This window comes from Mycobacterium sp. 852002-53434_SCH5985345 (assembly GCF_001667155.1).
In the GTDB taxonomy this organism is placed as follows: Bacteria; Actinomycetota; Actinomycetes; order Mycobacteriales; family Mycobacteriaceae; genus Mycobacterium.
Map to the genome: position 1 here is coordinate 132,550 of NZ_LZIE01000028.1, position 24,756 is coordinate 157,305.

12 protein-coding genes and 2 pseudogenes are annotated in these 24,756 nt (G+C 68.3%); 6 read left to right on the top strand and 8 right to left on the bottom strand.

What is annotated here, in order from left to right; all coding sequences use genetic code 11:
• Nucleotides 1-20 precede the first annotated feature (20 nt).
• Both A5756_RS06160 and A5756_RS06165 read right to left on the bottom strand, forming a co-directional pair.
• Nucleotides 21-12,524 (bottom strand): type I polyketide synthase, encoded by a 12,504-nt coding sequence (locus A5756_RS06160; protein ID WP_066948960.1) that lies wholly within the window; start codon nt 12,522-12,524, stop codon nt 21-23.
• Nucleotides 12,525-12,862: 338 nt separating this feature from the next.
• Nucleotides 12,863-13,222 (bottom strand): hypothetical protein, encoded by a 360-nt coding sequence (locus A5756_RS06165; RefSeq protein WP_082975613.1) that lies wholly within the window; start codon nt 13,220-13,222, stop codon nt 12,863-12,865.
• A gap of 170 nt (nt 13,223-13,392) precedes the next feature.
• On the opposite strand from A5756_RS06165, the gene A5756_RS06170 reads away from it, so the two are divergent.
• Nucleotides 13,393-13,728, top strand: coding sequence for an RNA polymerase-binding protein RbpA (locus A5756_RS06170; RefSeq protein WP_066948966.1), 336 nt, complete (start codon nt 13,393-13,395; stop codon nt 13,726-13,728).
• Here A5756_RS06170 and lnt read toward each other — a convergent pair.
• The 3 genes and pseudogenes from lnt to A5756_RS06190 all read right to left on the bottom strand — a co-directional run bounded on the left by lnt (nt 13,703) and on the right by A5756_RS06190 (nt 18,723).
• A pseudogene (gene lnt / locus A5756_RS06180) lies at nt 13,703-16,301 on the bottom strand (apolipoprotein N-acyltransferase). The gene A5756_RS06170 and the pseudogene lnt overlap by 26 nt on opposite strands.
• A gap of 247 nt (nt 16,302-16,548) precedes the next feature.
• Complete coding sequence (locus tag A5756_RS06185) at nt 16,549-18,090, bottom strand: amidohydrolase (RefSeq protein WP_066949148.1); 1,542 nt, start codon at nt 18,088-18,090, stop codon at nt 16,549-16,551.
• 96 nt (nt 18,091-18,186) lie between these two features.
• Entirely contained in the window at nt 18,187-18,723 is a 537-nt protein-coding gene (locus A5756_RS06190; protein WP_066948975.1) for an FxsA family protein, read from the bottom strand.
• 73 nt (nt 18,724-18,796) lie between these two features.
• Here A5756_RS06190 and A5756_RS06195 point away from each other — a divergent pair, with 73 nt between their 5' ends.
• Nucleotides 18,797-19,504 carry a dienelactone hydrolase family protein gene (locus tag A5756_RS06195; RefSeq protein WP_066948983.1) on the top strand — a complete coding sequence of 236 codons (708 nt, stop codon included), beginning with the start codon at nt 18,797-18,799 and terminating at the stop codon, nt 19,502-19,504.
• Between the two features lie 5 nt (nt 19,505-19,509).
• Here the strand turns inward: A5756_RS06195 and A5756_RS26380 are convergent, their stop codons facing one another.
• The 3 genes and pseudogenes from A5756_RS26380 to A5756_RS06205 all read right to left on the bottom strand — a co-directional run bounded on the left by A5756_RS26380 (nt 19,510) and on the right by A5756_RS06205 (nt 20,760).
• Entirely contained in the window at nt 19,510-19,917 is a 408-nt protein-coding gene (locus A5756_RS26380) for a hypothetical protein (RefSeq protein WP_232005330.1), read from the bottom strand.
• Between the two features lie 91 nt (nt 19,918-20,008).
• Nucleotides 20,009-20,365, bottom strand: a pseudogene (locus tag A5756_RS26385) (type 1 glutamine amidotransferase domain-containing protein); the annotation flags it as partial.
• 8 nt (nt 20,366-20,373) lie between these two features.
• Nucleotides 20,374-20,760, bottom strand: coding sequence for a PPOX class F420-dependent oxidoreductase (locus A5756_RS06205; protein WP_066948991.1), 387 nt, complete (start codon nt 20,758-20,760; stop codon nt 20,374-20,376).
• Nucleotides 20,761-20,883: 123 nt separating this feature from the next.
• Here A5756_RS06205 and A5756_RS06210 point away from each other — a divergent pair, with 123 nt between their 5' ends.
• From A5756_RS06210 to A5756_RS06225, 4 genes are read left to right on the top strand one after another with little or no spacing between them, the layout of a single operon-like run.
• The gene (locus A5756_RS06210; protein WP_197505318.1) at nt 20,884-22,107 is read left to right on the top strand and encodes a DUF1214 domain-containing protein; all 1,224 of its coding nucleotides are present in this window, start codon (nt 20,884-20,886) and stop codon (nt 22,105-22,107) included.
• The gene (locus A5756_RS06215; protein ID WP_066948994.1) at nt 22,104-23,249 is read left to right on the top strand and encodes a sulfotransferase; all 1,146 of its coding nucleotides are present in this window, start codon (nt 22,104-22,106) and stop codon (nt 23,247-23,249) included. The genes A5756_RS06210 and A5756_RS06215 overlap by 4 nt, the downstream gene beginning before the upstream one ends.
• A 4-nt stretch (nt 23,250-23,253) precedes the next feature.
• The gene (locus A5756_RS06220) at nt 23,254-23,907 is read left to right on the top strand and encodes a TetR/AcrR family transcriptional regulator (RefSeq protein WP_066949154.1); all 654 of its coding nucleotides are present in this window, start codon (nt 23,254-23,256) and stop codon (nt 23,905-23,907) included.
• A 14-nt stretch (nt 23,908-23,921) separates the two neighbouring features.
• Nucleotides 23,922-24,725, top strand: coding sequence for an SDR family NAD(P)-dependent oxidoreductase (locus tag A5756_RS06225; RefSeq protein ID WP_066949004.1), 804 nt, complete (start codon nt 23,922-23,924; stop codon nt 24,723-24,725).
• Nucleotides 24,726-24,756: the final 31 nt, after the last annotated feature.

Consider the following 24,756-nt stretch of genomic DNA (forward strand, 5'->3'; position numbering starts at 1 on the left):
GGCCCTGTGCAAATTCATGGCTATTCGTCGTCGTCCATCAGCGCCGCGTTGACCAGATCCTCGAGGTCCATGTCCGCGATGTCCTTCTCCGAGGTCACCGGGGCGGCCGGCGACTGTCCGTCAGCTCGACCGCCGTCGGCCTCGTTCGCCAACGCGAGCAACAGCTCCAGCACCCCTGCCTGTCGCAGGCGCTTGACCGGGATCGACCCGACGGCGCGCTGGATTTCGGCTTCCCCGGGCGCGGCGGCGGGACTCTGTTGCTCGGCCGCACCGACGAGTTCCCGATGCATGTAACCGGCCAGCGCGGCGGAGTTCGGATAGTCGAAGATCAGCGTCGGCGACAGCGCCAAGCCGGTGGCTGATTTCAGCCGGTTGCGCATCTCCACCGCGGTCAGCGAGTCGAAACCCAGCTCCTGGAATGCGCGGTCCGGATCGATGGACTCTGGGCTGGAGTTGCCGAGGACGGTGGCGATGTTGGCACGCACCAAGTCCAGCAGAACCGCCTGTTGCTCGTCCTCGGGCAGCCCTTCGAGGCGCTGCAGCAGAGCCGATTTCGACTTCGCCGCGGCCAGCGAGTCGTCGACCTGCCGCCGGGTCGGCGCGTTGATCAGATCGACGAACATCGGCGGTAGCGTCCCGCCGTCGAACTTGACCCGCAAGGCGGCAAGGTCGATGTGGGCGGGCAACAGGAACGGCTCGTCCACGATGAGCGCGGTGTCCATCAGTTCGAGCGCCTCGTCGGAGGACATCGCGACGATTCCGTCGCGGCCGAACCGGGCACGATCGGCGGCACCGAGCGCTCCGGTCATCGCGCTGGCCTGATCCCACAGACCCCAGGCCAGCGACATCGCGGGCAGCCCGTGCGTGCGCCGGTGCACGGCCAACCCATCGAGGAACGAGTTCGCCGCCGCGTAGTTGGCCTGACCCGACGCTCCCGCCAGTCCCGCCATCGACGAAAACATCACGAACGCAGACACATCGAGGTCACGGGTCAGCTCGTGCAGGTTCCATGCGGCATCGACCTTGGCCCGCAACACCGCCTCCACCCGCTCGGGAGTGAGCGATGAGATCACCGCGTCGTCGACTACGCCGGCTGCGTGGATCACACCCGACAGCGGCCGTTGCACCGGAATATCGGCGATCACCTTGGCCAGTGCCTCGCGGTCGGCGGCGTCACACGCCACCACCTGCACCTGCGCGCCGGCGGCGTTGAGTTCCGTCACCAGTTCGGCGGCGCCCGGCGCGTCGAGACCGCGCCGGCTCACCAACACCAGGTTCCGTGCGTCGTGGCGCGTGACCACGTGGCGGGCCAATGCCGAACCCGCCATCCCGGTGGCGCCGGTGATCAATACAGTGCCGGCCGCCCAGGCGTCCGGCATGGTCATGACGACCTTGCCCACGTGGCGGGCCTGACTCAGATATCTCAGCGCAGCCGGCGCGCGGCGCACGTCGAACCTGGTCACCGGCAACGGCCGCAGCACGTCGTCACCGAACAATGTGGCCAGCTCGTCGAGTATCTGCGCGATCCGGTCCGGCCCGGCCTCGAACAGATCGAAGGCGCGGTAGCGAACACCGGGGTGTCCCTGAGCCACCGCTTCCGGCTCGCGCATGTCGGTCTTGCCCATCTCCAGGAACACGCCGCCGGGGGCGACCAGTCGAAGGGAAGCGTCGACGAAGTCGCCGGACAGCGAGTCCAGCACCAGGTCCATGCCGCGCCCACCGGTGACCGACCGGAACTTGTCCTCGAAATCCAGGCTGCGGGAATCCGAGATGTGATTCTCGTCAAAACCCATGGCCCGCAATGTGTCCCACTTACCGCGGCTGGCGGTGGCGAACACTTCCAGGCCCAGGTGGCGGGCCAGCTGCACCGCGGCCATTCCCACCCCACCGGTGGCGGCATGCACGAGCACCCGCTGGCCCCGCTTGGCGGTGGCCAGGTCCACCAGCGCGTAGAAGGCGGTGGCGAACACCACCGTCGTGGTGGCGGCCGCGGTGTGCGACCATCCAACCGGCACCTTGGCGAGCAGGCGCTGGTCGGTCCTGCCGATCGTGCCCGTGCCATCGGGGAACAGGCCCATCACGCGGTCGCCGACCGCGAAACGTCCACTGTCCGGACCTGTTTCGATGACAACGCCGGATGCCTCGATGCCCATGACGGCGTCCGGGTCCGGGTAGAGCCCCAGCGCGATCATCACGTCGCGGAAGTTGGCGGCCAGGGCCGAGAGGGCGACCCGAACCTGCCCGGGCGCCAGCGGGGCGTCGGCGTCCGGGATGCGTTCCAACCGCAGATTCTCGAACGTGCCGTAACTGCTCATACCGAGTCGCCACGGCCCATCGGCCGGGGGGACCAGCAGGCCACCGACGGCGCGACTGCCATGCACCCGCGCGGTGTACACCGCGCCGCCGCGCAGCAATACCTGCGGCTCGCCCACCGACAACGCCGCTCCGACGGACTCGTCGTCCAACCGGCCATCGGTGTCGACGAGCACGATGCGGCCGGGGTGCTCGGTCTGCGCCGAGCGCACCAGTCCCCACACCGCCGCGCCCGCAAGATCGGTGACGTCCTCCCCCGGCAACGCCATCGCGCCGCGGGTCGCCACGACCAGGGTGCCCGCGCCGTCGCGAGCCAGCCAGGATTGCAGCACCGGCAGGACCGCGCGCGTGGCCGCGTAGACGTCGGCCACGACATCGTCAACCACCGGCACCGATTCGAAGACCACCGCCGACGGCTGCGTCGTGGAGTCACCTGATTCCGTTGCGCTCCAAGGCGATACCGCGACAGGCTGCACCGACGTCGACCGCTGCGCCGACCAGATGACCTCGAAGAGCCGGTCCGGTCCCGAACTCGAGACCGCCGCCAGCAGCTGCTGGTCGGTCACCGGCCGGGCCACCATCGACGCCACCGAGAGCACCGGCAGCCCCAACCCGTCCGCAAGTTCGATCGACACCGCCGAATCACTCACCGGCACGATCCGCGCCCGCACCGCCGTCGCGCCCGCGGCGTGCAACGAGACCTGCTGCCAGGAGAACGGCACCAACATCGAACCTTCGGGCAGTTCGTCGCCATCGGACGACAAGATCACCGCGTGCAGTGCCGCGTCGAGCATCACCGGGTGGACGCCGAACCCGACCGCCGAAACCCCCGTGTCCGCGGGCAGGGTCACCTCCGCGAACACTTCGTCACCGCGACGCCACATCGAGGTCAGGCCGCGGAACGCGGGGCCGTAGCCGTATCCGCGCTGGGCCAGGCGTTCATAGCCGTCGCCGACGTCGACCGCGGTGGCACCCATCGGTGGCCACACCGACAGGTCCGCGCTCGGCTGCACCTCGCCCGCACGCAGGACGCCCTCGGCGTGCAACGACCAGCCTGAACCCGCGTCGGCACGCGAAAAGACCGACACCGCACGGGCACCCGATTCGTCGACGCCGCCGACGACGACCTGCACCGCGACCGACCCGGAGCCCGGCAATACCAGCGGCGCCGCCAGATTCAGCTCATCGACAACGCCGCAGCCCACTTCGTCACCGGCGCGGATCGCAAGCTCCACGAATCCGGCACCGGGAAACAGCACCACGCCACCCACGGCGTGGTCGGCCAACCAGCCCTGCGCACTGGGCGACAACCGGCCCGTCAAGACCACCCCGCCGGACGCCGGCAGTTCCACCACCGCACCGAGCAGGGCGTGCTCGCCGGGCGCGAGCCCCAACCCCGCGGCGTCGACCGTGGCACCGTCGCCGGAGAGCCAGAACCGCCGGCGCTCGAACGCGTAGGTGGGCAGTTCCACGAAATTGGCTTTGCCGATGGCGCCGCGCCAGTCCACGTCCATGCCGGCGACGAATCCCTGCGCGGCCGCGGTGGTCAGGGCCACCGGTTCCGGGCGGTCCTTACGTAGCGCCGACATGGTTGTCACCGCAGCGTCGGGGAGCGATTCTTCGATCGATGCCGTCAGCCCGCTGCTGGGGCCGACCTCGAGGAAGCGGTTTGCGCCGGCCGAATGCACGAAGCGCACGCTGTCGGCAAACCGCACGGCTTCGCGAATGTGCCGTTTCCAGTAGGCCGCCGAAGCGAAGTCGTCGGCCGCAAGCTGGCCGGTCAAGTTCGACACGATCGGTATCGTCGGGCTGCCAATGGCCAGCCCGGCCGCGACCGTACCGAATTCGTCGACCATCGGATCCATCAACGGTGAGTGGAACGCGTGGGACACCGCCAACTGGTGGACACGGCGCCCGTCGGCGCGAAGTTGGCCCGCAATCGCGGATACCGTGTCCTCGACGCCTGAAATGACCACCGACGTCGGCCCGTTGACGGCGGCGATGCCGACGCCGGGAACCAGCAGCGGGCGCACTTCCTCCTCCGTGGCCTGCACGGCGATCATCGCCCCACCCTCGGGCAGGGCCTGCATGAAGCGGCCGCGAGCGGCGACCAGTACCGCCGCGTTCTCCAGCGACAAGACACCGGCGACGTGCGCGGCCGACAGCTCACCGATCGAGTGCCCCAGCACGAAGTCGGGGTGGACGCCCCAGGATTCGAGCAACCGGAACAGGGCGACTTCCACCGCGAACAACGCGGGCTGGGCGAATTCGGTGGTGTTCAAGATCTTTTCGTCGTGGCCCCACATGACTTCGCGCAACGGCCGCAGCAGATGCCGATCCAATTCGGCCACGACGGTGTTGAACGCCTCGGCGAACACCGGGTAGGCGGCGTGCAAACCCATGCCCATGCCGAGCAGTTGGGCGCCCTGGCCGGGGAAGACGAAGACCGTCTTACCGCCGGGCGTGACCGTGCCCTGGACGACCGATCCGAGTTCACCGCCGGCCAACTCGTCGAGGCCGGCCAGCAACCGCTCGCGATCACCACCGACGACGACGGCACGATGCTCGAAGTTCGACCGGCCCGCCAACGACCACGCCACATCACCGGCGTCGAGGTCACCGCGCTGGCGTAGGTACTCGGCGAGCCGCGCGGCCTGAGAGCCCAACGCCGGCAACGATTTCGTCGACACCACCCACGGCAACACCGGCGCCGTGGCGCGTTCCACCACGGCCGCGGCCTCGACGGGCGCGGCCTCGATGATCACGTGCGCGTTGGTGCCGCTGATCCCGAATGACGACACGCCGGCGCGGCGCGGACGTTTCGCGCTCCAGGGCTGCGGCTCGGTCAGCAACGCCACCGATCCCATCGACCAGTCGACGTGCGGGCTGGGTTCGTCGACGTGCAGCGTCGCCGGCAGCAGGTCGTGACGCATCGCCAGCACCATCTTGATCACCCCGGCCACACCGGCAGCGGCCTGCGTGTGTCCCATGTTCGACTTGATCGACCCCAACAGCAGCGGCTCGCCGCGGTCCTGCCCGTAGGTGGCCAGCAGCGCTTGTGCCTCGATGGGATCGCCCAACGTGGTTCCCGTGCCGTGGCCTTCGACCACGTCGACCTCGGCCGCGGACAATCCGGCATTGGCCAGCGCGGCGCGCACCACTCGCTGCTGGGACGGACCGTTGGGCGCGGTCAAGCCGTTGGAGGCGCCGTCCTGGTTGATCGCCGAACCCCGCACCACCGCCAGCACGGGGTGACCCAGTCGCTGCGCATCCGACAAGCGCTCGAGGACGAGCATGCCGCCGCCTTCGGAGAACCCGGTGCCGTCGGCTGCCCCCGCGTAGGCCTTGCACCGGCCATCCGCGGACAACCCGCGCATGCGGCTGAACTCCACGAAGATGTCGGGTGTGGCGTTCACTGTGACGCCGCCGGCCAGCGCCAGGTCGCACTCGCCGGAGCGCAGCGACTGCGCCGCCATGTGCAACGCCACCAACGACGACGAACAAGCCGTGTCCACCGACACCGCCGGCCCCTCCAGCCCCAGCACATACGACACTCGGCCCGACGCGACACTCGACGACTGCCCGGTCAGGCGGAAGCCCTCCGCGGCCGGGGCGGCGCCCATGCCGTAGCCCTGCGTGTAGACTCCGGCAAACATGCCCGTCGCGCTGCCCCGCAACGCACCGGGCTCAATCCCGGCCCGCTCCAAGGCTTCCCATGACAGCTCGAGGAACATCCGCTGCTGGGGATCCATGGCCAACGCCTCACTCGGCGCGATGCCGAAGAAGGCGGGGTCGAAGTCCGCGACTCCGTCTACGAAGCCTCCGGTGCGGGTATAGCAGGTGCCCGGAACATCGGGATCCGGGCTGTAAATGCCGGCCAGATCCCAACCGCGGTCGGAGGGGAACTCCGAGAGCACGTCGCGGCGCTCGATGAGCATCTGCCACAAATCGTCGGGAGAATTCACCCCGCCCGGATAGCGGCACGACATGCCGACGATCACAATCGGGTCGTCGCCGACGGCGCGAACGACCGGGGCGGAAGTGATTTCTTGTGGCACCCCGGCAAGTTCGCTGCGGATGTAGCCCGCCAACCCGTTCGGTGTCGGGTAGTCGAAGATGAGGGTGGGTGAAAGCGCCAGCCCGGTAGCCGTTTTCAGCCGGTTACGCATTTCGACCGCGGTCAGTGAGTCGAAGCCCAGATCCTGGAACGCCTTGTCCGGGTCGATCGCTTCGGGCGTGGTGTTACCCAGCACCGTGGCGATGTGTGAGCGGACCAGGTCCAGGAGTACCGCGTGCTGTTCCGGTTCTGGCAACCCGTGCAGACGGTGCGCCAGAGCCGATTTCGATTTCGCGGCAGCCAGCGAGTCGTCGACCTGACGCCGCGCCGGCGCGTTGACCAGGTCGGCGAACATCGGCGGCACCGCGGCAGCGTGAGCACGCAACGCGTTCAGGTCGATGCGGGCGGGCGCCATGAACGGCTCGTCGACAATCAGTGCGGTGTCGAACAATTCCATCGCCTCGTCCGAAGACAGGGCCAGGATCCCGTCGCGACCGAGGCGGGCGAGGTCGGCCGCGTCCAGCCCACCGGTCATGGCGCTGGCCTGATCCCACAGCCCCCATCCCAGTGAGACCGCGGGCAGCCCAAGGGCCCGCCGATGCGCGGCCAACCCGTCCAGGAAAGAGTTGGCCGCCGCATAATTACCCTGCCCCGACGATCCGACCAGGCCGGCCATGGACGAGAACATGACGAACGCCGAAACGTCGAGATCACGAGTGAGCTCGTGCAGGTTCCATGCTGCATCCACCTTGGCGCGCAACACCGCATCGACTCGGTCCGGAGTCAACGACGTGACGACCGCGTCGTCGAGCACACCGGCGGCGTGGATCACCCCGGTCAGCGGTTCGCTCGCCGGAATATCGGCGATCGCCGCGGCCAGCGCCTCCCGGTCGGCCGCGTCGCACGCGACCGCGCGCACCCGGCAACCGGCTTCTTCCAATTCCGCGATCAACTCGGCGGATCCCGGCGCATCAGGGCCACTGCGACTCAGCAACACCACGTTCCGCACACCGTGTCGCGTGACCAAGTGGCGGGCCAGCGTCGAACCCGCCATTCCGGTGCCACCGGTGATCAGCACGGTGCCGGCCGCCCAGGTGTCCGGAACCGTCATGACTACCTTGCCGACGTGGCGGGCCTGGCTCAGGTACCGCAACGCCGCGCGGGCGCGTCGAATGTCGAAGGTGGTCACCGGCAATGGTCGCAGCACACCGGCGTCGAACAGCCCGGCCAACTCGATCATCCACTGATGCATGCGGGGACGGCCGGGCTCGAAGAGGTCGAAGGCGCGGTAGCGCACGCCCGGATATTCCTGGGCGATCACGCCCGGATCGCGGATGTCGGTCTTGCCCATCTCCAAGAACACGCCGCCGGGGGCGACCAGCCGCAGGGAGGCATCGACGAAGTCGCCGGCCAGTGAATCCAGCACCACATCCATCCCGCGGCCACCGGTCACCGCCCGGAACTTGTCCTCGAACTCCAGGCTGCGGGAGTCCGAGATGTGGTCGTCGTCGAAGCCCATGGCCCGCAACGTGTCCCACTTACCCCGGCTGGCAGTCGCGAATATCTCGAGACCCAGATGCCGGCCCAACTGGACCGCGGCCATGCCGACCCCGCCGGCGGCCGCATGCACCAATACCCGCTGGCCCGGCTTGACATCGGCCAGGTGGACAAAGGCCATGTAAGCGGTGGTGAAGACGGCCGAGATGGCGGCGGCCTCGGCGTATGACCAGTCCGCAGGCATAGGCTGCAGCAGGCGTACGTCGCCGGCGACCAACGTGCCGCTTCCGTCGGGGAAGAAACCGTAAACCGAGTCGCCGACGGCGAATTCGGTGACACCCGGGCCGACCTCGACCACCACGCCGGCGCCTTCGCCGCCGAGTAGCGCGTCGTGGGTGAACATGCCCAGGGTGATCATGATGTCGCGGAAGTTGGCGGCGATAGCGCGCAAGGCCACCCGAACCTGACCCGGCTCCAATGGCGCGTCGGCGTTGGGAACCGGCTCCAGCCGCAGGTTTTCGAACGTGCCGGCGTTGCTGATACCCAGGCGCCAGGGTCCCTCGTCCGGGGGAACCAAGAGATCGTCGACCGCGCGGCTGGGCCGCACCCGCCCCGTATGGACCTGACCGTTGCGCAGCAATACCTGCGGCTCCCCGACCGCGAGCACTGAAGCGACCGCCTGAGCATCCAGCGGCACATCGGAATCCACCAGGACAATGCGACCCGGATGCTCGGTTTGCGCCGAGCGCACCAGACCCCATACCGCCGCGCCGGGCAGATCGGTGACGTCCTCCCCCGCCAATCCCACGGCGCCGCGGGTCACCACGACCAACACACCGGCGTCGCGCTCGGTCAGCCACGACTGCACGGCGGCCAGCGCCCGGTGGGTACGCTCATACGTTGCGGTGACCGGATCCTGTTCGGTGCCAACCGATTCCAGAATCTCGTAGGCCGCTGCCGGGTTCGCCGTGGCCGGCACGGTTGCCGGCGACCACGCCAGTTCGAACAGTCGCTCGGGCCCCGAGCTCGACACCGCCGCGCGCAGTTGCCGCTCACTGACCGGGCGGGCAACCATCGCGCCCACGGACAACACCGGCAGGCCCAGCCCGTCGGCGAGCTCGATCGAGATGGAGGCGCCCCCACCGGTCTGTGTGCCCCGGCTGGTGGGCGCAATCCGGGCGCGGACCGCGGTCGCACCCGCGGCGTGCAGCGAGACGTCCTGCCACGAGAACGGCAACATCACATCGACGGGCTGGCCCGCCGCCTGCTGGGCCATGATGACGGCGTGCATCGCCGCGTCGAGCAGGGCCGGGTGCACGCCGAACCCGCTGGCGCCTCCGGCCGCGTCCGGCAGTCGCACCTCGGCGAACACCTGGTCGCCGCGGACCCACGTCGCGGTCAATCCCCGGAACGCCGGGCCGTAGCCGTACCCATGCGCTGCCAGGTGGTCGTAGCCGTCGGCCACGTCCACCGCGACCGAGCCCTCGGGCGGCCACACTGACAGATCGGCGCCGGGCTCGATCGATCGGGAGCTCAAGACCCCCTCCGCGTGACAAATCCATCCCGAACCGGCGTCGGCGCGGGAAAACACCGAGACTGCGCGCCGTCCCGAATCGTCACTGGGACCGACGACGACCTGCAGGGCAACCGAACTGGAGGCAGGCAGCATCAGGGGCGCCTGCAGCGTCAATTCGTCGACCACCGAACAGCCGACTTCGTCGCCGGCCCGGATCGCCAACTCGACAAACCCCGCGCCCGGGAACACGGCCGCGCCGGAGACCGCGTGATCGGCCAGCCACCCCTGCAGGCTGGGCGACATACGGCCCGTCAGCAGCACCCCGTCGGAAGCCGGCAGCTCGACGACCGCGCTGAGCAACGCATGCTTGCTGGTCTCGAGCCCCAAGCCCGCGGCGTCGGCTCCGATGCCCTCGCCGGACAGCCAAAACCTGCGCCGGTCAAAGGCGTACGTCGGCAGCTCCACGAAGCCCGCCCCGGACAACACACCACGCCAGTGCACGCTCACACCGGCCACGAATGCGGCGGCGGCCGACGTGACGAACCGCTCGAGGCCGCCGTCATCGCGGCCCAGGGTGGGAACCACGATGACCTCGGGGTCGCCGACCGAGTTTTTCAGGCAGTCGTTCACGGTGTCTTCTATGCCGGCGATGAGCGCGGGATGCGGACTGGATTCGATGAACGTGCGATACCCGTGCTCGCATGTGGCCCGCACCGCTTGGTCGAACTGCACGGTTTGCCGGATGTTGCGGTACCAGTACGCTGCATCCAAACCGGCGGTGTCCAAACGGTTTCCGGTCACCGTGGAAAAGAAGGCAATGCGGGAGGAACTCGGCTCGATGCCGGCCAGTGCCTCGGCCAGCTCATCCCGGATGGCCTCGACCTCGACCGAATGCGACGCATAGTCCACGTCGATCCTGCGAGTGCGCAGCTCCAGGTCGGCGCAGAACCCGACGAGTTCGTCAAGCGCGGCCACCTCGCCCGATACCACTACCGCCGAGCGGCCGTTGACGGCGGCGATGCTGACGCGATTGCCATAGGGCGCCAACAGTTCCCGTGCGCGTTCGGTGCTGCAAGCAATGGAGAGCATGCCACCGGAGTGGGCCAGCGACCGCAACAACTTGCTGCGCAGCGTGACCACCCGAGCGGCATCGCGCAGCGACAGCGCGCCCGCGACATACGCCGCGGCGATCTCCCCCTGCGAATGGCCGATCACCGCGTCCGGGTTGACTCCGACCGATTTCCACAGTTCTGCCAGCGACACCATCACCGCGAACAGCACCGGCTGCACCACGTCCACGCGATCCATGCCGGGGGCGCCCGGGACGCCACGCAGGACATCGACCAGCGACCAGTCGACGAATTCCGCGAACGCCTCCGCGCACGCGTCGATCTGCTGCGCGAATACCGGTGCGGTGTCCAGCAATTCGATGCCCATGCCCAGCCATTGGGAACCTTGGCCGGGGAACACGAAGACGTTCTTGCCCGCCGGCACCGCGCTGCCCTGAATGACCGTGCCGGCCGGGTCGTCACCGGCCAGCTCGTCCAGCCCGGCGAGCAACCGCTCCCGGTCGCCACCGACCACGACGGCCCGATGCTCGAAGGTCGCGCGCCCCGCCAGCGTCCAGGCCACGTCGGCGACGTCCAGCTCGCCATGGCCGCGCAGATGTCCGGCGAGCCGGGCCGCCTGAGACCTCAACGCCGGCAACGATTTTGCCGACACCACCCACGGCACCGCAACGGGCTGCGGGCGGTCCGCCAGCGGCTCGGGCGACGGGACCGCCTCGATGATCACGTGTGCATTCGTGCCGCTGATCCCGAACGACGACACGCCCGCCCGTTGCACGCGCCGACTCGCCGGCCACGGCTGCGCCTCGGTCAGCAACGAGACCGCTCCCGCCGACCAATCGACATGCGGGCTGGGCATGTCCACATGCAATGTCGCCGGCAACATTTCGTGCCGCATGGCCTGCACCATCTTGATCACACCGGCCACGCCCGCCGCGGCCTGCGTGTGACCCATGTTCGACTTGATCGACCCCAGCCACAGCGGCTCGGACCGGTCCTGGCCGTACGTGGCCAACAACGCCTGGGCCTCGATGGGGTCGCCCAACGTGGTTCCGGTTCCGTGGCCTTCCACCACGTCGACGTCGGCCGCCGACAAACCGGCATTGGCCAGCGCCGCACGCACCACCCGCTGCTGCGACGGACCGTTCGGCGCGGTCAGCCCGTTGGATGCACCGTCCTGATTGACCGCCGAGCCGCGCACCAGCGCCAGCACCGGATGACCCAACCGCCGGGCATCCGAGAGCCGCTCGACGACGAGCATCGCGCCGCCCTCCGACCAGCCGACGCCGTCGGCCGCTCCGGCGTAAGCCTTGGACCGTCCGTCGGGGGCCAACCCCCGGTGGCGGCTGAATTCGACGAAGACCGTCGGGGTCGCGTTGACGGTCGCGCCGCCGGCCAGCGCCAGATCGCACTCCCCCGAACGCAAGGACTGCACCGCCATGTGCAACGCCACCAACGACGACGAACACGCAGTGTCCACCGACACCGCCGGGCCCTCGAGCCCCAGCACATACGACACCCGACCGGAAGCGACGCTGGATGTCATGCCGGTCAGCCGGTAGCCCTCGATCTCCTCGGCGAGCATGCCGTAGCCCTGGACGATGAGCCCGGCGAACACGCCGGTCGCGCTGCCCCGCAGCCCGCTGGGGTCGATGCCGCCCCTTTCCAATGCCTCCCACGACAGTTCCAGCAACATCCGATGTTGCGGGTCCATCGCGAGCGCCTCGCTCGGCGCGATGCCGAAGAACGCCGGATCGAAGTCGGCGACACCGTCCACGAAACCGCCGGTCCGCGCGTATGTCTTGTGGCGGGCGTCGGGGTCGGGGTCGTACAGGCTCGCCAGGTCCCAGCCGCGATCGTTGGGGAACTCCGTGATCACATCGCGGCCGTCGGCCACCATCTGCCACAGCTCTTCCGGTGTCTCGACTCCGCCCGGGAAGCGGCAGGACATACCGACGATCGCGATCGGCTCGCTCGACCGCTCCAGCAGCGCACGATTGGTGCGTTTCAGGCGCTCGACCTGGACCAGCGCTTTGCGCAGCGCTTCGGTCGCATGCTGGAGTTGATCCACCATCACTACCTCTCGCCTAACTTGGCCGTCAGCTGCCTCGATGCGACTCTCGCCGAGTCACGGAATTTGCTGCACGATGCGATGCCGTGCCGCTCTCCGGCCCAAGAATGTCGCTGGTGAGTATGGCCAACTCTGACGGTATTTCAAAACGTCCGATGCTCCCGGCTGCTACAGGAGAACCGGCTTCGGCGTGAGGCACGCCTTGTCCCAGGGGATCCGGAACGCGCCGTCGCGCCCGCGGGTGTCGAGGCATCTCGTGACCCCGGTACGCCGGGATACAACTGACGCGCCATCCATGGCGCGACTGTACCCGGCTATGCATCGACAGTGGTCAGGACGGCTCAGACGCCCACCCGGCGCCAGCCGTCTGCCGCCCGGGCGGCCCTGATCAGCTGGTCGCACAATTCGCGCAGTTCGGTCGCCTGCGCTCCCTCGTCGAGGGCTGTGGCGACATCCTCGGCCGCGCACCGCACCTGGTAGACCCGGTCGGACAGGTCGGCGGCGTCGTCGGCCGAGAGAACCACCGCGTCGGGAGGCAAGGCCAGTGAGGCCCCGGCGCCGCCACGGGTCAACGAGGCGCGTTGTTCGTATGCCCGCTGCCGGCACGACTGGCGGCAGTACTGGCGTCGCCGTCCCATCCCGGCGTCGGACACGTCTCGACCGCACCAACGACACGGCTGCGGGCGGGGACGGCGGCTCACGCCTGCCGACTTTAGTCGGGATTGCCCGGCCATCCCGGTATCATTGAAGGTCGCGTCGCGTACGCCGCCCCGCCGACCGGGGAACTACACGGACCGCCGCAACGTTTGCCAAGCGGACAGAATTGCATTACAGCAGCCCGAAAATTCAAAAGACCTAGAGGAGTAGCAACATGGCTGATCGCGTCCTTAGGGGCAGCCGCCTCGGAGCCGTGAGCTACGAGACCGACCGCAACCACGACCTGGCGCCGCGTCAGATCGCGCGGTACCGCACGGACAACGGCGAGGAATTCGAGGTTCCGTTCGCCGACGACGCCGAGATTCCCGGCACCTGGCCCTGCAAGAACGGCCTGGACGGCACGCTGATCGACGGCGACCTGCCCGAGCCGAAGAAGGTCAAGCCGCCGCGTACGCACTGGGACATGCTGCTGGAGCGCCGTTCGGTCGAGGAGCTCGAAGAGCTGCTCAAGGAGCGGCTCGAAATCATCCGGTCACGCCGCCGCGGCTGACCCCCGACCGCTTTAGCTGCGGTTGTCGGCGCGCTGGGTGCCGGCGCGGGCCTTGCGGCCCTCTATGCCCCATCGGGTGACCTTCATCAGCGCCTCGCGGATGTTGGATCCGCTCATCTTGGAGACGCCGAGTTCACGCTCGGTGAAGGTGATCGGCACCTCGACGATGACGAACCCGTTGCACACGGTGCGCCAGGTCAGGTCGATCTGGAAGCAGTAGCCCTTGGAGTCCACCGCCTCGAGGCCGATCGCCTCGAGGACCTCTCGGCGGTAGGCGCGGTAGCCGGCGGTGATGTCATGGACGCCGATTCCCAGGGCAAGCCGCGCATAGGTGTTGGCCGTCCACGACAGCGCCCAGCGCCGCCACGGCCAATTTCGCACCGACCCGCCCTCGACGTAGCGGGATCCGATGGCCAGGTCGGCTCCGGCGTCGACCGCGTCCAGCAGACGGTGGAGCTGCTCGGGCGCGTGGCTGCCGTCGGCATCCATCTCCACCAGCACCGAGTAGTCGCGGCTCAGACCCCAGGCGAAGCCCGCCAGGTACGCCGCGCCCAGGCCGTCCTTGGCGGTGCGGTGCATCACGTGGGTGCGACCCGCATCGGCGGCGGCCAGTTCCTCGGCGAGATCGCCGGTGCCGTCGGGGCTGCTGTCGTCGACGATGATTAGGTGCACGTGCGGGCAGGCGTCCTTCAGCCGCCGGTGGATCACCGGCAGGTTCTCCCGCTCGTTGTAGGTCGGGATGATCACCAGGACGCGCTCGCTGGGACGATTCCCCGGGTTCCGGGGCGCCGGCTGGCCGGTGGTCATGTAGCTCCTCTGTGTCGCCCGATGTGTCGCGATGGTCGTTCGCCCCCCTCGTGGAGCGGAGTGTAGTCACCGCCGTCCTCCGGCGGCGCCTGGTCGCCGCCCTCGTCAGGCGGGGTTTCGCCCGGGGGCGTACCGGCGTTCGGGGATTCGTCCGGGGGCTCGGACCTCCGACGAATCGGACGCGGGAACAATCTATTGTGCCGTATCCCGGCCAGGATTGCCGCTCCGGCCGCCGCGACCAGGAGCCATTGCAGGATGGGACCCCAACGTGTCGCCGGTGTCAGTTTCGTCTTCAGGCGCACCTGGATGTCCAGGTAATCGGGCTGAAAGAAGTCGGTGCGAACCAGCTCGGCGCCGTCCGGCGCGATCACCGCGCTGATCCCGGTGGTGCCCGCGACCACCACGTATCGGTCATGCTCAACGGCGCGCACCTTGGCGAATCCCAGCTGCTGTTCGCTCATCGTCTTGTTGAAGGTGGCGTTGTTGCTCGGCACGGCGAGCAACTGGGCACCGTTGAGGGCCGCTTTGCGCGGGACGCGGTTGAAGATCACTTCCCAGCACGTGGCCACCCCGACCGGCACCCCGGCGATGTGCACGACGTCCGTGCCCGGCCGGGGCACCATGTTCCCGGCGCGGTTGGCGTACGAGGAGAGATGGCTGAACAACCACGGCATTGGCAGGTATTCGCCGAAGGGCTGCACGATTTCCTTGTCGTGCCGGTCGGCCGGTCCGGTCGACGGGTTCCACACGATCATGGTGTTGGTGTACTGCGGATTCTCCGGCGGGCTGCCGGGCAGTTCCGACACGGTGCCGATCAGGATCGGTGCGCCGATCGCGGTCGCGGCCTGCGATATCACCAGCGCGGCGTCGACATTGACCAGTGGATCGATGTCCGAGGAGTCCTCTGGCCAAATGACGAATTGGGGTTGCGGCGCCTGTCCCGCTCGCACGTCCTCCGCCAGCCGCAGGGTCTCGCGGACATGGTTGTCGAGCACGGCCCGACGTTGCGCGTTGAAGTCGAGACCCAGCCGCGGCACATTCCCCTGCACCACCGCGACGGTGACCGACGGTTCGCCGCCCGATCCTGTGCCGGCGTGCCGAACCTGCGGCCAGACGACGACGGACGCGAACAGCACGAGGCAGATGCAGACGCCCGGCAGCACCACCGCGGGCGGTTCCGCACCGGCGTTCGCCGATGCGTCGGCGCCGCGGTGCGCCCGCTTACCGGCGTGCAACCACTTCACGATCTCCAGCTCGATGGCGGTCGCGCTGAACCCCACCAGCACGATCGCCATCGAGAGCAACGCGGCGCCGCCGAGCTGGACCAACGGCAAGAAGGGGCCCTGCGCCTGGCCGAATGCCACCGACCCCCATGGGAAGCCGCCGAACGGGACGATCGATTTCAGCCACTCCTGGGCCGTCCACACCAGCGCGAACCACACCGGCCAGCCCGGCAGCTGCCGCACGAGCACGGCGCCAAGGCCGAAGAGGGCGGGAAACAGCGAACACGTCATGGCCAGCACCATCCAGGGCACGGCACCGACGAGCATGCTGATCCAGGGCAGCAGCGGCAGATAGAACGCCAGCCCGAAAATGAACCCGTAGCCCAAACCGCCCGCCGGCGTCGTCGCCGGATGCTTGAGCACCCAGGCCAGCAGCGCTGCCGCGACGACCGCGCCCCACCACCAGTTCAGCGACGGGAAGCTGGTGAAGAGCAGGACACCGCCGGCTATGGCGCAGGCCAAGCGGGTCAGCCGCGGCAGCATCGCGGCCCGGACGGCAGGCAGCCGCGCGAGCGCTCCGGCGCCCACCCGGCGTGCCGCGGCCGCGATGCGGCTCGTCAGCGGTGGCGCGCCGGGTTCCGAGGGGTCGACATCTTCTTCGGGCTTGTCATCGCGCTCCGAAGCCGCGTCGCCACTGGCCGGTTCGGTATCGGGGCGCGCCGCAAGATCATCGTCCGTCGGGTCGGCCTCAGCGGCTTCCTCAGCGCGGTCCTTTCGGCCGGGCCAGTCCTCAGCCATGGATGACAGCGCCCCGATGCACCGTTCGCCGGCACCGCGGCAGGGCGTCGTTCGGGCCCAGGCGCGGTAAGGCCGGCACCCGGGCGCGCGGGTCGGTCGACCAGCGCTGCACGGCGTCGCGAGGTGCGTGGACGTCGAGGGGCCCGGCGTCCCACACGGCGTAGGAGGCCGGCGCACCGGGCACCAGTGTCCCCATCTTGCCGTCGTGGACGCCTGCGGCCCGCCAGCCACCACGGGTTGCTGCGGCGAACGCGGCGCGCGCGGAGACCGCGCTGCCAGGGGTCCAATGGTTGACCGCCGCGCGCACGCTCGCCCAGGGGTCGAGGCCTGTTACCGGTGCGTCGGAACCAAGCGCGAGGGGCACGCCTTGGGATGCTAACAGCGCTAACGGATTGAGCCGACTGCCTCGTTCGGCGCCGAGGCGGCGCGCGTACATGCCCTCGGGGCCACCCCACAACGCATCGAAGTTGGGCTGCACGCTGGCGATGACGCCCCAGTGCCCCAGCTGGGCGGCCTGCTCGGCGGTGACCATTTCGACGTGCTCCAGGCGGTGCCCGCACCGGGCGACGGCGACGGCTCCGAGTTGCGCGACGACCCGCTCGAAGGCAGTGACCACCGCGGAGACGGCGGCGTCGCCGATGACATGGAAGCCCGCGGTCACCGTCGCCTCGGTGCACGCCCGCACGTGCGCCTCGATGGCGTCGGGGTCCAGGTAGCAGGTGCCGAGCCGGTCCTCGGCGTCGGCGTACGGCGCGTGCAGCCAGGCGGTGCGCGACCCGAGCGCGCCGTCCACGAAGAGATCGCCGGCCAGCCCGCGGGCTCCGGTCTCCTCGATGAGCGCGCGCGCCCGTGCGGGCGTGGTCACCGCCTCGCCCCAGTAGCCGGTCACCTCGACGCCTCGAACACCCGCAACGAGGGAACGCAGCCGCAGCCAGTCGTCCAGCCCGCCGATCTCGGGCCCCGCGCATTCGTGCGCCGCGACGATGCCGGCCGCCGCGGCGGCCCGCAGGGCGGCCGCGCGGGCCTCGGCCAGCTGCTCGGGCGTCAACAGGCCGCGGGCTAGGGCGCGGACCAAGTGGTGGGCGTCGCCGGTAAGCGGCCGGTCGGCGGCGAAGCCGACCGCCGCCGGTAGGTCCGCGACCAGCCGGCGCAACCCCGTCGAGGCGAGCGCCGAGTGCACGTCGACCCGGGACAGGTAGGCGGCGCGGTCGCCGAGGACGGCATCGAGGTCGGCGGTGCTCGGCGGGGAGTTCTCGGGCCACGACGTCTCGTCCCAGCCATGCCCCCACACCGGACGGCCGGGGTGGGCTGCCGCGTACTCGGCGAGCATCTGGATGCACTGCGCGCGCGAGCTCGCCGCGCGTAGATCGAGCCCGCTGAGCGTCAGGCCCGTCGCGGTCAGATGAATGTGGCTGTCCACGAAGCCGGGCGCCACGAAACCGCCGTTCAAGTCCTCGACGTCCGCGCCCGGAAACGTGCTGCGGCCGACGTCATCGCTGCCCAGCCAGGCGACCACGCCGTCGCGCACCGCCATGGCGGTGGCGTCTGGATGGGTCGGGCTGTGCACCCGGCCGTTGACCAGCAACGTGTCGCTCACAGGGCAAAACTACGTGTGGTGGCGGGCCGGTGGTTAGTCCCAGGCGGGCCGGCCCGGGTATCCGCCCCGCACCGGCTCGTTCGGTAGGGCGGGCGGCCTGATGTCGTGGACGTCCACGACCTCGCCGTCGATGTAGTCGTCCGCCGCAGCACCGCCGCGCTGACGCACGCCTGCGGCGAACAACGTCGTGTCGGCGAACAGCGGCACCCGCCGTCGTAGGCCACGCATCGCGACCGCGGCCAGACCGGGGCCGACCGCAGCGCGGACGGGCCGCATCAGCAGCAGGAGCCCCAGGGCCGTGGTGACCAGTCCGGGCACCAGGACCAGCAGGGTGGCCAGCGTGACCAACGTCCCGTCTCGCACCGCGGTGCGCGGTTCGGCCAGGCCGGAGCGCAGGTGCCCGATCTGACGGGCCAGGTGCGAGCCCATCACCGGCACCAGAAGGCTCCATCCGAGCAGGAAGGTGCCCGCCAGCGCCAGCAGCGTCCAACCCCAACCGATCGTCGCAACCAGGGCGATGGTCGCCGCCAGCTCGACGGCGGCGTAGACGAGAAACAGCCGTGACAGCATGTACAGCCAACGTCCGCCAACTGCGTCGAAGTTCCCATGGTGGTGTCCGGGGCGATTGCAGTTAGATGACGCTATGACCACGATTGAGATCGACACGCCCGCCGGACCGATCGACGCGCTGCTGGACCTTCCCAGCGGTGAAGGCCCGTGGCCCGGCGTGGTCGTGATTCACGACGCGTTCGGATACGGCAGGGACAAGGAGTCGACGAACAAGCGCATCGCGCAGGCCGGCTACGTGGCGATCACCCCGAACATGTACGCGCGGGGCGGCCGCATCCGCTGCATCACCCGGGTGATGAAGGAGCTGCAGACACAGCGCGGCCGTGCCCTGGACGACATCCTCGCGGCCCGCGACCACGTGAAAGCCATGCCCGAATGTTCCGGTCAGGTCGGCATCGCGGGTTTCTGCATGGGCGGCCAGTTCGCTTTGGTCATGTCGCCCAAGGGTTTCGGCGCCTCGGCGCCGTTCTACGGCGCTCCCCTGCCCCGCAACCTCGACAGGACGCTCGATGGGGCGTGCCCCATAGTGGCCAGCTTCGGCGCCCGTGACCCGCTGGGACGGGGCGCGCCCGAGAAGCTGCGCGAGACCATCGCCGACAAGAACATCACCGCCGACGTGAAGGTCTACCCCGGTGTCGGCCACAGCTTCGCCAACGAACTGCCCGCCCAGCCACTACTGCGGATTACCGGTTTCGGCTACGACGCGGACGCCACCGAGGACGCCTGGCGCCGGGTCTTCGCGTTCTTCGGCGAACATTTGGCATCGGGCGCGACGACGTAATTGCGTCACACCAGCTTTCGCGACAAAACCGTCGCGAACGTGTGCGTATCTCCCGGCCAACGCGCCGACACGTAGCTGCCGTCGTCGACGACGAACGCAGGCCGGGAGTCGGTCGCGGTGTCGCGTGACATCCCGGAGGATTTGCGCCGCCAGCCCGGCGAACCGCGCACGACGTCGCAGAAATCCGTCGGATTTTCAAGTGCGCGAGTCACTTCCGACTGCACGGACATGTAGCCGCGGGGCTGGCCGGGCTGCTCGGTGTAGGTGCGGTAGTAGTTTCGATCCCAGAATCGGGTGAACCGCGTCAATCGCCACGCCAGGCCCTCCATCGCCCATGTCAACGCGGTGGTCTTGTGTCCGTAGAGCACCGAATGACCCGTCGCGGGGTCGACGCTGCGCGCGGCTAGGAGCACGCCGTGACATATGGCGGCGACGACGACCCCCCCGCTTGAAGGCGTCGACGACGAGCCGGTGCAGGACGTCGCTGTCGACATAGCTGCGCATGCCGCGGGCGCGATGCCCGCCGGGCAGCAGCAGGGCGTCGACTCCGTCGAGACCGGCTTGCGCCCACGCGATTGGGTGCTGAAACTCGTTTGACGCCAACATGTCCCGGTATGCGCTACGCGCGTCCTTGTTCGCGCGCAGCATCAGCCCGACCGCCGGGATGGCGCCCAGCACCGGCAGGGCGGACCACACGTCCAAACCGCGGCCGCTCACCATGATGTCGTCCGCCGCACCGGGCGATCCGCTTTCGGTGGCGAACACCACCCGATGACCGTTGCGGATCAAGACGCGCCAGCTGACGGCGACCTCGGTCGGGTCGAAATCGCGGTCCGGGATCGGAACGAGAACGGTGCCCATGAGGCGCCCTAGGCCTGCGCCACCCTCAGCTCGAGACCGACATTGTTCTCCATGCCGCCGCGCAGCTTGCTGAAGAGATTGAACACCTTGCCGACGATGCCGTAACGCTTTCCGATCGCGTCGTACACCACGGCGGTTTGCGACTTGTCCAGTATCGCGGCGGTGCCTTCGACGGCCTCACTGGTCGGGCGGCCCTGCATGGTGCAGGTGGCCAGCGTGACCCTCGGAGTGTTGCGAATCCGCTTGACCTTCCAGGACTTTTCCTGAGTGATGACCAGGAGCCGGTCTTGGTCGGCGGCCGCCCAAATCGGCGTCGGCTTGGCCTTGCCGTCTTTGGTGAAGGTGGTCAACAGGATGTACTGCGCCTTGGCGAGATCGGCGAATGCGGGCGTCACGGTAACAACCTACGCTGCACGACCCGTCATTGACATCGTGAGCGGTCACTGCGATAGTCATGGCACCCTTAACCGAAAATATTATTTTCAGTTAAGACTGCCGGCACGACGGAAGCGGAGAACGTGAGCGAGCCGAGAACACCGCTGGCGTGGCTGCCGTTCTCAATCGCAGAGGCGGCGTTGTCGGAAGAAGTCGGCAATGTAGACCTTTCTCAGGCGTGGTCCCATCTGCTGGTCCGGCTACGGGCAGCCGCACAGACCGTCGAATCCGACCCGGCAAGTCGAAACCGAATCGACGTCGCTGCCGGCATCCGGCATCTGTTGGTGTTGCTTGCCGCCGGAATCGACGAGGTGCTGCGGTTCGATCCGCACCCGGTTCTGAGCGTGCGCCGTACCAGCACTGACGACCTGGTGACCTGGGGCATGGAGTGCCCCGACTGCCTCTACACCCGTGCGGTGTTGCGCGGCGGCGAGAGTTATCGGCTGTTCGGGAATCGAGGGACCGCGAGGTACGTCGGGCTGCAGACAATGAACGGCGTCGCCGCGACAGCGAACGAACTGGTGGATGAGCTCGACGTGGATGCGGATGGCAACTTCGAGGTCGTGCTGTCAGCCGATGACCGACCAGGCAATTGGATGCGCATCGAGGGAGACCATCCCACGTTGACGGTGCGGCACTTCTTCTACGACTGGGACACCGAGGTGGCCTCGTCGCTGCGCATCGAGCGAATCGGCGACGCGGTGCAAACCGACGGCCCATCAGTTGATCCGGACATGGTGGTGTCGCGGCAGATCACTGCGCTCGGTGACTTCGTCGGCGACAATCTGGCGTTCTTCCTGCAATTCGGCGCCGCGGCACCGCCCAACGGATTCCTGCCGCCGATCGACCGCACAGATATAGGTGCGGCGGCGGAGAACAGGCCGGTAATCGGCCGGTGGGAGCTGGGCCCGAATGAGGCGCTCATCGTGGAAGTGAAGCCGCCCCAAGGTATTTACTGGAGCTTCTCCATCGGCAATCCGTGGTGGGAGACGATCCATTACGGGCGCCACCAGTCCAGCCTCAATGCCCATCAGGCCGTAGTGGACGACGATGGCATCGTGCGCTTGGTGCTGTGCTCTGACGATCCGGGCGTCGCCAATTGGCTCGACACCGCCGGCCACAGCAACGGCCCGATCATCCTGCGCTGTGTGCGCACCGAGACGGCGCCGACGCCGACCACCCGCGTCGTGCCCTTCGGCGAGATTGATTCGGAGTTACCTCCGAATACCGCAAAAGTCACTCCAGAAGAGCGCCGGTCCGTCCTCGCGGCGCGTCGCCAAGCCGTGCACAAGAGGTTTGCACAATGATGTTCGATGCCGACAAGTTGGAAGACGGCGCCCGCGCCGCAACGGGTCTCGAGGATTTCGGTTCGCCCTACTATCGCGAGGGGCTCGAACGCATCGTCGATGCGCTGAACACCGAGGCCGACCTCAACGACATGGGCCGGATCATCCAGCACGCCACCATCAGTAACGCCTTGATTCAGCGCCTCAAGATCGAGGACACCTACGCCCGCCACCCCGAGCTCGACGACGAGGTGGTCGACGGCCCCGTATTCGTGATCGGGTTACCCCGCACCGGGACCACCGCTTTGAGTCAGCTGGTGGCCGCCGACCCGCAATTCCGGTCGCTACGGATGTGGGAATCGCAAGCCCCCACCCCGCCGCCGGAGGCCGCGACCCAACACACCGATCCGCGGATCGCACAGGCCGAGGCCGGCCTGAAGATGCTCGATGACATGTTCCCGCTCATGAAGACGCTGTACAACTCCGAGCCAACGGCACCGACCGAATGCCAGGACCTGATGGGAATGAGCTTTCGCACCTTTCACTTCGACGGCGCCGTTCGCGCGCCCGGTTATCTCGCGTGGTTGATGGACTGCGACATGCGCGGGACCTACACCTTTCACCGGCGAGTGCTCAAGCTGTTGCAATGGCATTGTCCGCCGGTGCTATGGCACCTCAAGACGCCCGTGCACATGTTCGCACTCGACGCGCTCGTCGAGGCCTACCCGAACGCGAAATTCCTTTGGAGCCACCGTGACCCGGCGAAGGTGATGGGGTCGGTATGCAGCCTCATTCAGTACGTGCGCAGCTGGAGCAGCGACCGCAACGACGCTAACGAACTCGGTGCCGAACAAGTCAACAGCTGGGTTGAAGCCGTCCGGCGGGCAATGGATTTCCGCGGCCGCGCCGGTGACGACCGATTCGCAGACGTCTCGTTCGCCGATCTGCAGACCGATCCCGTGCGCACCCTGCGAACCAGCTACGAGGCCTTGGGTTTGAGCTTCACCGACGCCACGATGGCTTCCGTAGAGCAATGGGCCAAAGGGCACAGACCCGGCTCCCGTGGCGCGCATGACTATGAGCTGACCGACTACGGCTTGACACCCGACGGCGTTCGCGAACGGTTCGCCGACTACCTCGCCAGCTACGATGCGACCGGCTGACGACATGACCGCTCCCCGCACGCGGCGACGCGACAAGCTGGGCCCCGACCCGGCCGTACGCCGCGAGATCCTGCAGGCCGCGTCGATCGCTTTGCGCGAGGATGGAGTTCGCGGGCTCGGTATCACCGCCGTGCTGGAACGGGCAGGATTGAGCACACGCGCGTTCTATCGGCATTTCGCCTCCAAAGACGAATTGATTGCCGCCGTCTTCCTGGAGAACGCGCGCGTCGAGAAACGGCGCCTACGGCGCCGAATGAGCCGTGCCACCACGGACATCGAGGCGGTGGCGGCGTGGATTGACGGCCGACTCGACCTGGCGTTCGACGAAACCATCGGTGCTGACTTGCGCCGCCTGTCGATGGAGGCTCAATCCCAGATGTTCGCCTCCCCCATTCTCGTTCGGCCCGCATACGCCGAGATCCTCGAACCACTCAGCGACACACTTCAGCGCGGCATGGACAACGGAATGTTTCACCACATCGATCCGGCGACCGACGCCCAATTCATTCACGGGGTGGTCTGGGCGGGCATTCACCAACAGTGGGCGGCCGGCGATTGTGACCGCGACGATCTCCGCCGGCGCAGTGTGCGCTTCTGCCTGAGCGGGCTGGGCGTGACGGCGGAAGCGATCGAGCGGATTTGCTCCAAAAACTCGTAGCGAAGGAGTCGATGATGGATCTCGGTTTCGTGGGGTCGACCGCCGTGGTCACCGGCGGGAGCAAAGGGATGGGTCTGGCCATTGCCGAAACCCTTGCGGCCGAGGGAGCCAGCGTGGCCGTGATGGCCAGGGGCCGCGGTGCGCTCGACACCGCGGTCACAGCACTGCGCGCGGCCGGCGCCCCGGACGCCGTGGGAATCAGCGTCGACATGGCTGATGCCCAGTCCATCAGTGATGCCTTTGCGACGATCTCGGAGCGTTGGGGTCGACTGAATTGTCTGGTCCACACCATTGGACCCGGCGACGGCTATTTCGAGCAGATGGACGACGCGGAGTGGGACGAGGCGTTTGCGCTCGGCACCATGTCGGGCGTCAGATCGATCCGAGCATCGTTGCCGCTGCTGCGGACCGCGGATTGGGCCCGCATCGTGACGCTGGCCGCACATTCGATTCAGCGCCAGAACCCGCGCATCGTCGCCTATACGGCGTCGAAGGCGGCACTTGCCAGCGTCACCAAGAACTTGTCGAAAAGCCTTGCCAAGGACGGCATTCTAGTCAACTGCATATGTCCTGGGACGATCGTGACGGCCAGCTTCACCGAGGCGCTCAAAGACATCCTTGCCGCCGAGGGCCTCGACGCCACCGACCCGGTCGACGTCATGAGCTGGATCGACAACAACTTTCACCAGCCCTGCGATCTCGGCCGCGCCGGACTTCCCGAAGAGGTCGCCTCGATTACCGCCTACCTCGTGTCGCGGCGAAACGGCTATGTCACCGGGGCCACCGTCAACGTCGACGGCGGATCGGACTTCATCTGAGGTTTCAGCCGTGCCGAGTGTGCGGCCAGCC